This is a genomic window from Polaromonas jejuensis NBRC 106434, assembly GCF_001598235.1.
In the GTDB taxonomy this organism is placed as follows: domain Bacteria; phylum Pseudomonadota; class Gammaproteobacteria; order Burkholderiales; family Burkholderiaceae_C; genus Polaromonas; species Polaromonas jejuensis.
In genome coordinates, this window is the sequence record NZ_BCYO01000003.1 from 302,541 (window position 1) to 316,957 (window position 14,417).

13 protein-coding genes are annotated in these 14,417 nt (G+C 62.2%); 12 read left to right on the plus strand and 1 reads right to left on the minus strand.

What is annotated here, in order from left to right:
• Nucleotides 1-81: 81 nt before the first annotated feature.
• From PJE01S_RS05955 to PJE01S_RS06000, 10 genes are all read left to right on the plus strand, one after another.
• Nucleotides 82-450, plus strand: a complete 369-nt coding sequence (locus PJE01S_RS05955; protein WP_068832233.1) for a nuclear transport factor 2 family protein — start codon at nucleotides 82-84, stop codon at nucleotides 448-450.
• A complete protein-coding gene (locus tag PJE01S_RS05960) occupies nucleotides 447-1,247 on the plus strand; it encodes an SDR family oxidoreductase (protein WP_068832234.1) in 801 nt (266 codons plus the stop codon). Before PJE01S_RS05955 ends, PJE01S_RS05960 begins: the two co-directional genes overlap by 4 nt.
• 97 nt (nucleotides 1,248-1,344) lie before the next feature.
• On the plus strand, nucleotides 1,345-1,710 hold the full coding sequence (locus PJE01S_RS05965; RefSeq protein WP_068832235.1) for a glutaredoxin domain-containing protein: 366 nt from the start codon (nucleotides 1,345-1,347) through the stop codon (nucleotides 1,708-1,710).
• Nucleotides 1,711-2,041: 331 nt separating this feature from the next.
• A complete protein-coding gene (gene lgt, locus PJE01S_RS05970) occupies nucleotides 2,042-2,872 on the plus strand; it encodes a prolipoprotein diacylglyceryl transferase (protein ID WP_068832236.1) in 831 nt (276 codons plus the stop codon).
• Nucleotides 2,782-5,499 carry a patatin-like protein gene (locus tag PJE01S_RS05975; RefSeq protein ID WP_245660639.1) on the plus strand — a complete coding sequence of 906 codons (2,718 nt, stop codon included), beginning with the start codon at nucleotides 2,782-2,784 and terminating at the stop codon, nucleotides 5,497-5,499. The genes lgt and PJE01S_RS05975 overlap by 91 nt, the downstream gene beginning before the upstream one ends.
• Nucleotides 5,500-5,705: 206 nt before the next feature.
• Nucleotides 5,706-6,374, plus strand: coding sequence for a GntR family transcriptional regulator (locus tag PJE01S_RS05980; protein ID WP_068832237.1), 669 nt, complete (start codon nucleotides 5,706-5,708; stop codon nucleotides 6,372-6,374).
• On the plus strand, nucleotides 6,371-7,855 hold the full coding sequence (locus PJE01S_RS05985) for a malonyl-CoA decarboxylase (RefSeq protein ID WP_068832238.1): 1,485 nt from the start codon (nucleotides 6,371-6,373) through the stop codon (nucleotides 7,853-7,855). The genes PJE01S_RS05980 and PJE01S_RS05985 overlap by 4 nt, the downstream gene beginning before the upstream one ends.
• A gap of 76 nt (nucleotides 7,856-7,931) precedes the next feature.
• Nucleotides 7,932-8,930, plus strand: a complete 999-nt coding sequence (locus PJE01S_RS05990; RefSeq protein WP_068832239.1) for a Bug family tripartite tricarboxylate transporter substrate binding protein — start codon at nucleotides 7,932-7,934, stop codon at nucleotides 8,928-8,930.
• On the plus strand, nucleotides 8,927-9,709 hold the full coding sequence (locus tag PJE01S_RS05995) for an enoyl-CoA hydratase/isomerase family protein (RefSeq protein ID WP_068832240.1): 783 nt from the start codon (nucleotides 8,927-8,929) through the stop codon (nucleotides 9,707-9,709). The genes PJE01S_RS05990 and PJE01S_RS05995 overlap by 4 nt, the downstream gene beginning before the upstream one ends.
• 43 nt (nucleotides 9,710-9,752) lie before the next feature.
• Nucleotides 9,753-11,297, plus strand: coding sequence for a malonate--CoA ligase (locus PJE01S_RS06000; RefSeq protein ID WP_068832241.1), 1,545 nt, complete (start codon nucleotides 9,753-9,755; stop codon nucleotides 11,295-11,297).
• A gap of 67 nt (nucleotides 11,298-11,364) precedes the next feature.
• Here PJE01S_RS06000 and PJE01S_RS06005 read toward each other — a convergent pair whose 3' ends face one another.
• Nucleotides 11,365-11,808, minus strand: a complete 444-nt coding sequence (locus PJE01S_RS06005) for a universal stress protein (protein ID WP_068832242.1) — start codon at nucleotides 11,806-11,808, stop codon at nucleotides 11,365-11,367.
• A 227-nt stretch (nucleotides 11,809-12,035) separates the two neighbouring features.
• On the opposite strand from PJE01S_RS06005, the gene PJE01S_RS06010 reads away from it, so the two are divergent.
• Nucleotides 12,036-13,196 carry an extracellular solute-binding protein gene (locus PJE01S_RS06010; protein WP_068832243.1) on the plus strand — a complete coding sequence of 387 codons (1,161 nt, stop codon included), beginning with the start codon at nucleotides 12,036-12,038 and terminating at the stop codon, nucleotides 13,194-13,196.
• 108 nt (nucleotides 13,197-13,304) lie between these two features.
• Nucleotides 13,305-14,408, plus strand: coding sequence for an ABC transporter ATP-binding protein (locus tag PJE01S_RS06015; RefSeq protein ID WP_068832244.1), 1,104 nt, complete (start codon nucleotides 13,305-13,307; stop codon nucleotides 14,406-14,408).
• Nucleotides 14,409-14,417: the final 9 nt, after the last annotated feature.

Below are 14,417 nucleotides of genomic sequence, written 5' to 3' on the forward strand. Positions count from 1 at the left end.
ATGGCACCAGCTTAGCCATATCTTCAGAGAGGCGCAAACAGGCGCTCCTGCCGACATCGGCCAACACCCAAGGTGAATGACATGAACACATCGAACCCCGCAACACCATTACCTTCCTCGCCACCGCACAACCTGCCTGCGGCCATTGCCGGCTACATCGCAGCCGCCAACGCAGGGGACACCGACGCCGTGGCGGCTTGCTTCACCGAGGACGCGATCGTCAAGGACGAGGGGCAGGAAAGGCGAGGCATTTCCGCCATCGTGGCCTGGAAAGAGGAGGTGACGCTCAAGTACAGCCCCATCACCCAGGTCATCCGTGCGGAAGTCGTCAACGGCATCAACGTCGTGACGGCCTCCGTGTCGGGCGACTTCCCTGGCAGCCCGGTAGAGCTGAAGTACGCCTTCACGATGGATGGCGACAAAATCGCGCGACTGGATATCACGGTATGAGCAGCACACAGTTCTCATGTGATCCGGACGAGTTTTCGGGTAAACGCGTCCTGGTCACGGGCGGCACCAAAGGCATGGGCGAGGCGATCGTACGGCGGCTGGCCCGTGGCGGCGCCAGGGTGGCCACAACGGCGCGCTCGCCGCTTCCGCAAGGGCAGGCGCCCGAGCTTTTCGTCCAGGCAGACATCAGCACGGCTGAGGGCGTCAAGTTGGTGGTTGAGGCCGTATTGGCGCGCTTTGGTGGCCTGGACATTCTTGTCAACAATGTCGGCGGCTCGTCGGCTCCCAGCGGGGGCGTTCTGGCACTCAGTGATGACGACTGGCAGCGCACGCTGGAGGCCAACCTCTTCGCCGCCGTACGCCTTGATCGGGGATTTCTGCCGGGCCTGATAGCGCAGGGCCGTGGCGTCATCATTCATGTCTCTTCCATTCAGCGGCGCCTGCCCTTGTTTGAGGCCACGTTGGCCTACGCGGCCGCGAAAGCGGCCCTGACGACTTACAGCAAAGGTCTCTCCAAAGAGCTTGGGCCCAAAGGCATACGCGTCAATACCGTGGCGCCGGGGTTCATTGAGACGACGGCTGCGCACGGCCTGATCATGCGCATTGCGGAGCAGGCAGGAACCGACGAAGCCGGTGCGCGGCAGAGCCTCATGAATTCGCTGGGCGGCATCCCGATCGGCAGGCCCGGCCGCCCTGAGGAGGTTGCAGAGCTGGTGGGCTTCCTCGTGTCCGACCGCGCGGCTTCCATTCACGGCAGCGAATATGTCATTGACGGCGGCACGGTTCCCGTCGTGTAGCGGAGTGCAGCCTGACAGGCATCTGCCAAAAAAACCGGCCGATGTGTCCAAGCGCTGCTGTGTTACTGTTTTGGCTTCTGACCTGCCGGAGCGCTCCATGCCACGCCCTTTTCTTGACGAAGCCCACATTCACCCTGCCATCCGCAGCAATATTGCGATGCATCAGCAGGCCATCGTGCAGGAGGTGATGACGGCGATCAGGGACAACGACGTGGTCGTGGTGGGAATGGGGATGAACCCTTTTCCCAGAATGGCGCGCAAGGCGCTGGACGATGCCGGGCAGGCTTACCGGTACCTGGAATACGGCAACTATCTGAATACCTGGCGCGAGCGCAATGCGCTCAAGATGTGGACCGGCTGGCCTACCTTTCCGATGGTGTTCGTCAAGGGCACTCTGGTGGGCGGCGCTGCGAATTTACAGGCGCTGATCGACAGCGGCGAGCTCAAAAAGATGCTGGCATAAACTTCGTCTGGCGCTCCGGCAGCATCCCGATACTGCGCGAGTCAGGGGGGGCCGACTACGCGGGCAACGGCCCCAGAAGCCAAGCCTGCGGCCGGCTCTGGCATTGACCGGGGGCGTGAATGCTATTAAAAATATAGCTGTTCGCGCCCGTGGCTGTTGGGCGGTGTCAAGTCCAGGTGCAGCAGCCGACGACAAAGCAAGTAATGTGTGAGCTTGAAATCAGAGCCAAAGTACCAGCCGCTTGCCCCGTAGCCACGCGCAGGGGCCGTCACCCAAAACCACCTTGTTCACCTTGCCCGGTGGCGGCCGCTTGCGTGCACAATGGCAACCCATGCTGATTCACCCTCACATCAATCCCGTCGCCCTGCAACTCGGGCCCCTGGCCATCCACTGGTATGGCCTGACTTACCTGGCCGCTTTCGGCCTGTTCTTTTTTCTGGCCACCCGGCGGCTTCGGCATGAGCCCTATGCCTCCATCACCGGGCCGGGCGCCTGGTCGCGCCAGGACATTGAAGACATGCTGTTTCTGGGCGTCATGGGGGTGGTGATTGGCGGGCGGCTGGGTTACTGCCTTTTCTACAAGCCGGGTTACTACCTTGCCCATCCGCTGGAGATTCTGGCGGTGTGGCAGGGCGGCATGAGCTTTCATGGCGGCATGCTGGGGGTGCTGGTCTCACAAGTCTGGTTTGCCCGTTCGCGCCAGCGGCCCTGGCTGCAGGTGATGGACTTCATTGCGCCTTGCGTGCCCACGGGGCTGGCGGCAGGGCGTGTCGGCAACTTCATCAATGGCGAGCTTTGGGGCCGTTTCAGCGATCCGGCGCTCCCGTGGGGCATGGTGTTTCCGGGCAGCGGCTCCACCTTGCCGCGCCATCCCTCGCAGATTTACCAATTCCTGCTGGAAGGCCTGTTGCTCTTTGTGCTGCTCTGGCTGTACGCCCGCAAGCCGCGCAAGATGGGACAGGTCTCGGGCGCGTTTTTGCTGGGTTATGGCGTGTTCCGTTTCATCGCCGAGTTTTTCCGCGAGCCTGATGATTTTCTCGGCATCCTCGCCCTGGGCATGAGCATGGGCCAATGGCTGTGCGTGCCCATGATCGTGGCCGGCGCCGGCCTTTGGTGGTGGGCTTCGCGGCAGGTTGCCTCGGCGCCAGCAGCGCGCGCCTGAGCGGGGCGAACCGTTCGTCTCCCGCGCTGCGCAAGAAGGCCGGCGCGACCGGTTTGCGCCGGCTGTTGCTTTTTGGGGCGCAGGGGGGCAGACTGATACGCGGTGTACCGATTTCGCCGCCCCTTGCCAGGGGGATGAAAGCGAGCGCAGCGATGAAAGAAAAAGAGCTTCGGTTGGCCATCGTTTTCTTCGGCGGCGTATCGCTGGCGATTTACCAGCACGGCATCAACCGCGAAATCCTCAATCTGGTCCGAGCATCCAAGATCTGCCACAGCGACAAGTCCTACGAAGGCGATGAGAAATCAGCGTCCGGCTTTCATGACTACTACCCTGATGAGCCGGCAAGCTCGACCGGAGACATCTACCTCGAATTTCTGGAAGCCCTTGGGCGGGACATGGATCTTCGGGTCATCGTCGACGTCATAGCGGGAGCCTCTGCGGGGGGCATCAACGGCGTGGCCCTGGCCACGGCGCTGGCCCATGACCTGAGTCTGGCGCCGGTCACCGACATGTGGCTGACCGAAGCCGACATGCTCAATCTGCTGGCGCCCGAGGGCAGGGCGCGACTCTGGAGCAAATGGTATTTCTTGCCGTTGGTGCGCCCCTTGCTGACCCGGCTCGACCGCGAAGGCTTGCTGCCCGGCAAAGCCGACGCCGAGATGAAGGAGCGAATCTCGGTTTTTCTGCGCTCTCGCTGGTTCAGGCCACCGCTGGACGGTCGCCGCATGACCATGCTGATGCTGGATGGCCTCACGGCGATGGGGAAGTCCGGCCTGGCTTCGGAATCGCTGTTGCCCACGGGGACAAGGCTTGACCTTCTGGTCACCGCGACCGATTTCAGGGGGCTCCAGCGACCGATTTTCATCCACGATCCGCCAGTCGCCCATGAAAGGGAGCATCGCCAACTTCTGCGCTTCAGCCTGGACCATCGCAGAACAGGGCATCTGGAGAGCGACTTCGACGTCGACAATCTCCCGTCTCTGGCCTTTGCATGCCGCGCTTCGGCTTCATATCCCGGGGCGTTTCCGCCGGCCCAGATCCGTGAGATCGACGACATTCTGGCCGAGTGCCACAGGCCGTGGCCGGCGCGCACCCACTTCCTGGATCGCAATTTCCGGCGCTACCGTGAGCAGGGCGAAAACCCCGAGGACGCGGTGCTGGTCGATGGCAGCGTTCTGGACAACAAGCCGATCACGGCCTGTGTGGAGGCCATCCGCACCCATGGGGCCTTCCGCGAAGTGGATCGCCGCCTGATCTACATAGACCCGCGTCCCAGTCGCGACAAAGTGGCGGCAGGCAGGGGCGTTCCGGGTTTTTTCGCCACTTTGCGCGGGGCGCTCTCGGACCTGCCTCGCCACGACCCCGTCTACAACGAACTGGCGGTGATCAGTCGCTACAACCGGCAGGCGCGGCGCTTGAAGGCTGCGATCCTCGACGCCCGATCCCATGTCGCGAAGATGATCGAAGACTTGACCAAGGGCGGTCTCAGGGGCAAGTTCACGATCGACGACGTGCGGCACTGGCGGCTCTCATCCACCCAGGTGCTGTCCGGCACGGCGATCGTCTATGACGCCTGGATGCGTTCTCTTATTCTCGAAGGCGTGGATTTCATCGTTCAGGTCATTGTCAGTGCCTGCCAGTACGCCACAGATTCGCGGGAAGCGCGCCGCGTCCAGGAGACCGTCGAGGCATGGGCCAGAAATCAGGGAATCATCGCCGCCAGCTACGCGATGCCGCAAGATATTTACGAGTATTCCGGGTTACCGCGGTTTGCGAGGGTCATTGGGGATTTTGGCGTTATCTACAAAAAGAGACGATTGAATTTTGTCCTGCATGAAATCAATGATCTCTATCAAGATATTCAGGCGAATGGTTCCGGTGCGGCCAATCCTGAATCGCTGGATCTTTTGAAGTTAAAGGTGCAAAAATGCCTTGACGACTTGTCGGTTTATGACGGTATCGGTTTTTTGAGTCGTCAGGCCGTTTCCATGTGCCGAAAGTTGTTCGTTGGGAGTTTTGCCGATGAAAAGGCAAACATGATTTCTGCCGATATCGATTTTCTTCGCCAGGACGACATCGATGAAATATCGAAACTGGTCGCAAGGCTGGGCGAGGAATGCGACATGGAGCGGTCCATGGACAATGCGGATGCCGTCATGGCATCTCCATTGCTTCTGAATCTCGGTGAGCGCAGTCGCATTGCGATACTCACCGGATACCTGGGCTATTTTTACTGGGACATCATCCTGCGTCCAACGGCCAGTGCCCTGTCATTGGACGCAGGCCCGATGGAGGAAATTCTGATCGACCGCATCAGCCCTGACGATGCAACCACCCTCACGCTTCGCGATCGCAAGAACGTTCTGCAAGGCGGGTCATTCGCCGGCTTTGGCGGTTTTCTCAGCCGGTCGATCCGTGAAAATGACTATTTGTGGGGCCGGCTCCACGCGGTGGACCGGCTCTTCGATATTCTGGCCAGCACGGTTCCGGCGAACAGGCGCGGCGATTTCGATATTGCCGCCCTGAAAAAACGTGCGTTCGGGAATGTGCTTGAGGAGGAGGCCAAGCGGCTCCGGTTCATCCCGGAGTTGATGGCCCAACTCAGGGCGGCCGTCGCGCAACTTTGACACTATCCATGGACGCCATCGCCGCCGGTTGTCGTCGGTCCACGTCTCGTCTGCTGGCGCCGGGTGGGGACAGGGTTTGTCCGGATGAAACAAGACTTGCGTCACGCGTCGGCTTATTCATAATTACGCGTAATTACTTGAAATTATGGCCGTGATTTGCGGCGGTGATGGGAAGTCAGCCCAGGTGACCTAAAGGAATCCATGCCATGCGTCTTGTCCAGAGTTCATTGCACCAGGAAGTCGCCGACACCTTGCGCGAGCAGATTTTTGCGGGCCAGTTCGCGCCGGGCAGCTTTCTGGATGAGGTCGCCCTGTGTGAGCGGCTGGAAATTTCCCGCACACCGCTGCGCGAGGCGCTCAAGGTCTTGACCGCCGAAGGGCTGCTGCGCCACGAGCCGCGGCGCGGCTGCTTCGTCAAAGAAGTGACCGAGCAGGACCTGGACGATATCTTCCCGGTGATTGCGCTGCTGGAAGGGCGCTGTGCCTATGAAGCGGCGCGCAATGCCAGCGATGCCGACCTGGCGGCGCTTACCACCTTGCATGAGCGGCTGGCCGGCCACGCGCAGGCCGGCCGCATCAACGACTATTACGCGGTGAACTTCGCGATTCACGAGGCCATTATCTTGCTGGCCAACAACCGCTGGCTGGCGCAGGCAATTGCCGACTTGCGCAAGATATTGAAGCTGGCACGCCTGCAGTCGCTGCAGGCGCCGGGCCGGCTGGCGCAAAGCCTGTCCGAGCACATGACCGTGTTTGCCGCGCTGAAAAGCCGCGACAGCGAAGGCGCCGAGGCCGCCATGCGCACGCATTTGACGCGTCAGCGCGAAGCCCTGCGCGAGCTGGCCCGCAACCAGCGTTCACGGGTGGCGTCATGAGCGCGGCCGACTGGCTTAACCGCAGCGTGTCGCGTCTGGCGGGTGAGAAAAAGGCACCGAAAGTGCCCGCAGCCCAGGCTGTCAATGCGCAGACTGCTCCTAAAAAGATAGTGACAGAAGCTTCGCCCGATGGCGCCGGCACAGGCCGTTCGACGCGCGAGCGCCTGAAAGCCACGCTGCGGCACAAGGAAGAAGCCCTGTCGCCGCGCGTCTTGCGCCGCACGCTGGAGGAGTTGAAGGCGATTGTGGACCCGCAGGTCAGCGAGGTCGAGGGCGGACGCCGGGCCAAGGGCGTCGCCGGCTGGTACGCCGGCGCCACCCTGGACGAGCGCCGCGACATGTGGCTGCTGATGAGCGAGCAGTTTGTTGCCGATGCGCACAAGGTCAAGCTGGCGCAAGCCCAGTTTGCCGCCGCGGTGGGCACGCCCGACGAAGCGGTGGCCGAGGTGCGCTACCGCCGCGCCACGGTGTCGCCGCGCCGGCGCCTTCTGCAGCGCTTCAGCGCCTTCCCCGAGGGCATCCGCTTCCTGGTGGACATGCGCGCCGACATGCTGCCTTACCTGAAGGCGGACAAGCGGCTGCAGGCGCTCGACGTCGAGATGGAGTACATGTTCTCGACCTGGTTTGACGTGGGTTTTCTGGACCTGCGCCGCATCAGCTGGGATTCGCCCGCGTCGCTGATTGAAAAGCTGATCAAGTACGAGGCGGTGCATGACATCAAGAGCTGGGCCGATGTGAAGAACCGGCTCGACAGCGACCGCCGCTGCTATGGTTTTTTTCATCCGCGCCTGCCCGACGATCCGCTGATTTTTGTGGAGGTCGCGCTGATCGACACGATGGCTCAGGGCATCACGCCCTTGCTCGACGAATCAGCTGACGCGGCCGATTTGAACAAGGCCACCACCGCGATTTTTTACTCCATCAGCAACACGCAGCTGGGCTTGCGCGGTGTGAGCTTCGGTGACTCCCTGATCAAGCGCGTGGTCGAAACGCTCAAGGAAGAGTTTCCAAGGCTCAAGACCTTTGCCACGCTGTCGCCGATTCCGGGCTTTCGCAGCTGGCTGGGCAAGCATGCGACCGCCATGCTGGAGAAGCTGGACGACAAGGCGCGTGCGGCGCTGGGTCGGGCGGTGGGGTTTGAGCCGCCCACCGCAGGGCATTTTCTGCGTGCCGCCGACGATGCGCTGAACCTGGCCGAGAAATCGCCCGTGCGCTTGATGCTGCTGCAATGCGCGGCGCATTACCTCGGGCAGGCACTGGAAGAGGGCAAGCCCATCGATCCGGTGGCGCGTTTTCACCTGGGCAACGGTGCGCGCGTCGAACGGCTCAACTGGGCCGGTGACCCCTCGCCCAAAGGCCTCAAGCAGTCTTACGGCCTGATGGTGAATTATCTTTACGACCTCAAGCGCCTGGACAAGCACCGGGCTCTGCTGGCACAGGGAAAAATACCGGTGTCCAGCAGCATCGGGGACTTGCTTTAGAACTTGGCCGTGCGCCTGGTGGGGTTCAGTGTGGTGTGATTTCGGTTTTTTGATTCAACAACGACAGGAGACAACAATGACATTCAGCTTTGAAGCAAAGGCTTCCCGGCGCGAGGTGCTGCGCGCTGGCGCGGCCGGCCTTGCCGTGCTTTCCCTGGGCAGCCAGGCCCAGTCGGGCTGGCCCGCCAGGCCGGTCACGGTCGTGGTGCCCTTCCCGGCGGGCGGCGGCACCGATGCTTTTGCCCGGCCGCTGTCCGCTCAGTTTGCAAAACTCGCCGGCAAGCCGCTCATCATCGACAACCGCGGCGGCGCCGGCGGCACGCTGGGGGCCAGCATTGCGGCCAAGGCGCCACCCGACGGCTACACCCTGTTCATGGGGGCGGTCCACCATGCCATTGCGCCGTCGATGTACCCCAGGCTGGACTACGACATCCAGAAAGATTTTGTGCCGCTGGCCCTGGTGGCCAACGTGCCGCAGGTCGTGGTGGTCAACCCGAAACGTGCCGAAGCGCAAAACATCAAGGCCTTTATCGACTACGCCCGCAAAAATCCGGGCAAGCTCAACTACGCCTCTGCCGGTGCCGGCACGTCGCACCATCTGGCCGGCGAGCTGTTCAAGCAGCAGACCAAAACCTTCATCACGCACATTCCCTACCGCGGTGCCGGCCCGGCCTTGCAGGACCTGATGTCCGGCAATGTCGACATGATGTTTGACGGCCTGGGCTCTTCCGCCGCTCACATCAAGAGTGGCCGCATCAAGGCCCTGATGGTGTCGGGCAGCAAGCGCAACCCGGCTTTCCCGGATGTACCCTGCGCCGCCGAGGTCGGCCTGCCGGAGTACACCGTGACCACCTGGTATGGCATGTGGGCCCCCAAGGGCACGCCGGCCGATGTTCAGGCGCGCGTCGTGGAAGAGTTGCGCAAGGCGGCCGCCACCGACGAGCTCAAGACCATCTGGGCCAGCAATGGCGCGGAGTTTGGCAACCTGACGCCGCAGCAGTTCGGGGCTTTTGTCGGCGCTGAAGTCAAGCGCTGGGCCGCCGTGGTCAAGGAATCCGGGGCCAAGCTGGAATGACGGGTCAGGTTCAGCTGACGACCGAAGGGCCGCTGGCCTTTGTCACCCTGTCGCATCCGGCCAGGTTCAACGCCATGTCGCGTGCGATGTGGCGTGAGCTGCGCACTGTGTTTGAGGCCCTCCCTCAAGACAGCGCGCTGCGCTGCGTGCTGGTCCGGGGTGAGGGCGGGCATTTTTGTGCCGGGGGCGACATCTCTGAATACGCCGGGTTTCGCTTTGATGAAGCCAGCCTGCGCGACTTTCACGAGGGCGACGTGTGGGGCGGCCTGCAGGCCATGCTGGACTGCGACCTGCCGATCGTGGCCCGGATCGAGGGCAACTGCATGGGCGCCGGGCTGGAGATCGCCAGCTGCTGCGACTTGCGGCTGGCCAGCGACCAGGCCTGTTTCGGTGCGCCGATTGCCAAACTGGGCTTTCCGATGGCGCCGCGCGAGGCGGCGCTGGTCCTGCGTGCCGTGGGCGAGCTGACGGCGCGCGAGATGCTGCTGGCGGCGGCCGTGCTGGATGCGGCCGAGATGAAGCGGCGCGGCTTTCTGAACCAGGTGCTGCCCGCGCCCGAGCTGGACGCTGCCCTGTGTGGCCTGGTCGAGCGCATCAGCCAGCTGGCACCCCGGGCGGCGCGTCTGAATAAAGAGGCATTCAGGGTGCTAGCCCCCGTCCTTGCTGCGCAAGCAGCTTCTGATTTAATAGCGGATGCCTACCGCTACGCGCCCTCGGCCGAACACCGTGAGGGGGTGACGGCCTTTATTGAAAAACGCAAACCGCAGTTTGCCGGCTGAGCGCCCTTTAATTTCTACCTATCTTTCGAGAGTCCCGACTGCCATGAAAAACCACAACCTGTTTGCCGCGCTGCGCGCCGCTTTCCCCGCCTCGCTGGACGAGGTGGCCATTGAAACCGACAACGGCCTGACTTACTCATGGCGTGACCTGGAACGCGCCACGGCCATGATGGCCAACCTGCTGCAGTCCTTGCAGCTGCCGGCCGGCGCCCGCGTGGCGGTGCAGGTTGAGAAATCGGTAGAGGCCATGATGCTTTACCTGGCGACCTTGCGCGCCGGCTATGTGTTTCTGCCGCTCAACACCGCCTACCAGAGCGCCGAGATCGAGTATTTCATCGGCAACGCCGAGCCGGCCGTGGTGGTGTGCAGCCCTAAAAACTTTGGCTGGGTCAGCAAGATCGCCTTCAAGGCCGGCACGCAGAACGTGTTCACGCTGGGCGACGACCGCAGCGGCTCCCTCCTGGACCGGGCTGGTCACTGCAGCGACCAGCATGAGGTGGCCATCAGGCAGGAAGACGACCTGGCCGCGATCCTGTACACCAGTGGCACGACCGGACGCAGCAAGGGCGCGATGCTCTCGCACGGCAATCTGCTGAGCAACGCGCTGGTGCTGAAAGACTACTGGGCCTGGAGAACGCCGCAAGAGGGCGGCGATGTGCTGATTCATGCGCTGCCCATTTTTCATGTGCACGGCCTGTTTGTGGCCATTCACGGCGCGCTGATCAACGGCAGCAAGATGATCTGGCTGTCGAAATTCGACCCCAGGCTGGTGCTTGAAAAGCTGCCCGAAGCGACCGTCTTCATGGGCGTGCCTACGCTTTATGTCCGCCTGCTGGCCGAGCCCGGGCTGAACCGCGAAGCCTGTCGCCACATGCGCCTTTTCATCGCGGGTTCGGCGCCCTTGCTGATCGAAACCTTCCATGAGTGGCAGGCGCGCACCGGCCACACCATCCTGGAGCGTTACGGCATGTCGGAAACCGCCATGCTCACCTCCAACCCCTACCAAGGCGGCGAGCGGCGTGGCGGCACGGTCGGGTTTGCGCTGCCGGGCGTGAGCCTGCGCGTGCAGGGCGAAGACCATCTGGATGGCGGCCCCTCCTTGCCGGCCGGCGAGATTGGCGGCATTCAGGTCAAGGGACCCAATGTCTTCAAGGGCTACTGGCGCATGCCCGAAAAGACCCGGGAGGAGTTCACCTCCGACGGCTATTTCAAGACCGGCGACGTGGGCAAGATTGACGAGCGCGGCTACATCACCATCGTGGGCCGCAGCAAGGACCTGATCATCAGCGGCGGCTACAACGTCTACCCGGCCGAGATTGAAGCCTATATCAACGAGATGCCCGGCGTGCTGGAGAGCGCGCTGGTCGGCGTGCCGCACCCGGACTTCGGCGAAGTGGGGGTGGCCATCGTCATTCCCAAACCCGGCGCCACGCTGCAGGCCGATGGCGTCGTGGCGGCGCTCAAGTCCAGGCTGGCCAACTTCAAGATTCCCAAGCAGTGCTTTGTGGCCACAGAACTGCCGCGTAACACCATGGGCAAGGTCCAGAAGAATCTGCTGCGCGAGAAATACCAGCGCCTGTTCGCCTGAACGGGCCGCCGCTTGCTATTGATTCAATAGCTGCTTGTGCAGGTGCTACAAGGGCTGGAGCCGAAAATTACCTCAATACCAGGACCGGGATGTGGGAGTGCGTCAAGACATGCATGGTTTCGCTGCCCAATAGCAGGCGCTTGAGCCCGCGGCGGCCATGCGAGGCCATCACGATCAGGTCGCACTTGTTTTTTTTGGCGGCGGCAATGATGGCCTCGGCAATCAGGTCAGAGCGGGTGGTCAGCGCCTTGACCTCGACCCCCTTGAGGGCGGCGCTGGCCTTGACGCCCTCCACAATGGCCTGGGCGCTTTCCGCCCATTGCTTTTCAACCCTGGCCACCTCGGTCGCCGGCACATTCATGCCGCCTTCGAAATAGCTGACCGGATAGCGTGGAATCACCTTGAGTGCCACCACCTCCGCGCCCGTGAGGGCCGCCAGCTTGATGCCGCTGGTGACGGCCTTGCGGGAGAGGTTGGATCCATCGGTGGCAATCAAGATGCGCTGGTACATGACGAAGCTCCTGTGGTGGAAGGTGATACACACCTTACCCAGGTTCACGCTGGTGTAACTGATGGATAACCCGGGGCTTGCTTCATCTCCAGGCTTGGGCGTCCTGTTTTGCCTTGCTTGCGATGGCGAAACCACATGAAATAGCTCTTACAATCCGGTTTTCCCCCGGATCAGCCTTGCGGCGCCGGGCGCCGGTTTCCCCCATTTTCAACCGACTTGAGGACATTATGGAAAAGCATTTGTGGTGTTTCGCGTTTTCAGCCATCGCGTTGGTCGCCTGCGGCAAGAAGGAGGAAACACCGGTGGCGGCCGTGACGCCGGCGCCTGCGGCCAGCGCCCCCGCGGCAGTTGCCAATACCGAGGAAAAGGTCCTCAACATCTATAACTGGCCGGACTACATCGCCAAGGACATGGTGGCGAACTTCGAGAAGGAAACCGGCATCAAGGTCAACTACCAGACCTTCGAGAACAACGAAGCCCTGCACGCCAAGCTGGTGGCCGGCAACACCGGTTACGACATCGTGGTGCCCGGCGCCGTGTTTGCCAAGCCGCAGATTGACGGCGGCCTGCTGATGAAGCTGGATAAATCCAAAATCAGCCACTACGGCAATCTGGATTCGGCCATCATGGCCAAGCTGGGCACCATTGACCCGGGCAATGCCTACCTGGTGCCCTGGGCCTGGAGCTTCACCACCGTGGGCATCAACAAGGCCAAGGTCACCAAGGCACTGGGGTCTACCCCCATGCCTGCAAACGCCTGGGAGCTGGTGTTCAACCCGGTCTATACCGCCAAGCTCAAATCCTGCGGCATTGCCTACCTCGACTCGCCGACCGAGGTGATTCCGCCGGCCATGCACTATCTGGGCAAGAACGCCTACTCGAACGATGCGGCCGACCACAAGGCGGCTGGCGAGATGCTGGCCAAGGTGCGTCCGCACATCCGCATGTTCTCCAGCACCATGATCGACGACCTGGCCGGCGGCAAGGCCTGCGTGGCGCTGGGCTGGGCGGGCGACATCAACATCGCCCGCGGTCGCGCCATCGAGAACAAGAGTGGCAACGAGGTGCAGGCGCTGCTGCCCAGCACCGGCGGCCTGATTTTCTTTGACACCCTGGCCATTCCCAAGGATGCCAAGCACCCCAACAATGCGCTGGCCTTTATTGACTACTACCTGCGCCCCGAGGTGTCGGCCTCGTTGACCAATGAGCTGGGCTACGCCACGGCGAACAAGGCCAGCCTGGCCAACGTCAAGCCTGAAATTGCCCAGGACAAGGCGGTCTTCCCCGACAGCGAGAATCTGCAAAAAATGGTTTCTCCGGCCAGCTTCAGCAACGAAGCCCGTGAATCCATGAGCAACGTTTTCACGACCTTCAAAAAAGGCAAGTAATACCCTTCCAGGTGAAGAGCTGATCTCAGCTTGAACCGGGCTGCGCATGCAATTTCTTGCGTGCGCAGCTTTTTTTCATTGTGGTTTTGACACCAGGACCTCTCCATCATGAACGTGCCCCTGTCGTCTGGCGACGGCTATTTGAGAACCGAACAACTGGTCAAGCGATTTGACGATGTGACGGCGGTGGACAAGGTGTCTCTGTCCATCAACAAGGGTGAAATCTTCGCCTTGCTGGGCAGCTCGGGGTGCGGCAAGTCGACCTTGCTGCGGATGCTGGCGGGTTTTGAAAAACCGACCTCGGGCGCGGTGATTCTGAACGGGGTGGACATTGCCTCCTTCCCGCCCTATGAGCGCCCCATCAACATGATGTTCCAGTCCTATGCGCTGTTCCCCCACCTCAACATCTGGGACAACATTGCGTTCGGGCTCAAGCGCGAAGGCCTGCCCAAGGCCCAGATTCAGGCCCGGGTGGATGAAATGCTCAACCTGGTCCAGTTGACAGCGCTGGCCAGGCGCAAGCCACACCAGCTCTCGGGCGGGCAGCAGCAGCGCGTGGCGCTGGCGCGCAGCCTGGCCAAAAAGCCGCAACTGCTGCTGCTCGATGAGCCTTTGGGGGCGCTGGACCGCAAGCTGCGCGAACGCACCCAGTTCGAGCTGGTCAACATCATCGAATCGGTGGGGGTGACCTGCGTGATGGTGACGCACGACCAGGAAGAGGCCATGACCATGGCCTCGCGCATTGCCGTCATGAGCCACGGCCGGGTGCTGCAAGTGGGGACGCCCAAGGAGATTTACGAATACCCCAATGGCCGCTTTGTCGCGGACTTCATTGGCAACGTCAACCTGTTTGAGGGCAAGCTGAGCCTGGACCAGGCGGACCGCTGCGAGGTGAGCACGGACCATGGCGTCGTGAGCGTGGGGCATGGCATCAGTGGCACGGCCGGCATGGCCGTGGCCGTGGCGGTCCGGCCCGAGAAAATTCACATTGCCAAAACGCGTCCCGCGGTGCATCAGAACCTGTTCACCGGCAAGGTGTGCGAGATCGCCTATTTCGGCAGCTACAACACCTTTATCGTGGAGATGGCCGGCGGGCGCACCGTGAAGGTCACCGAAGCCAACACCACGCGCCATGACGGCGCCGCCATCACCTGGGAGGACCCGGTGTTTTTCTGGTGGGATGACGCCGCCCCCGTCGTGCTCACGCAATAGGGCCGCGCC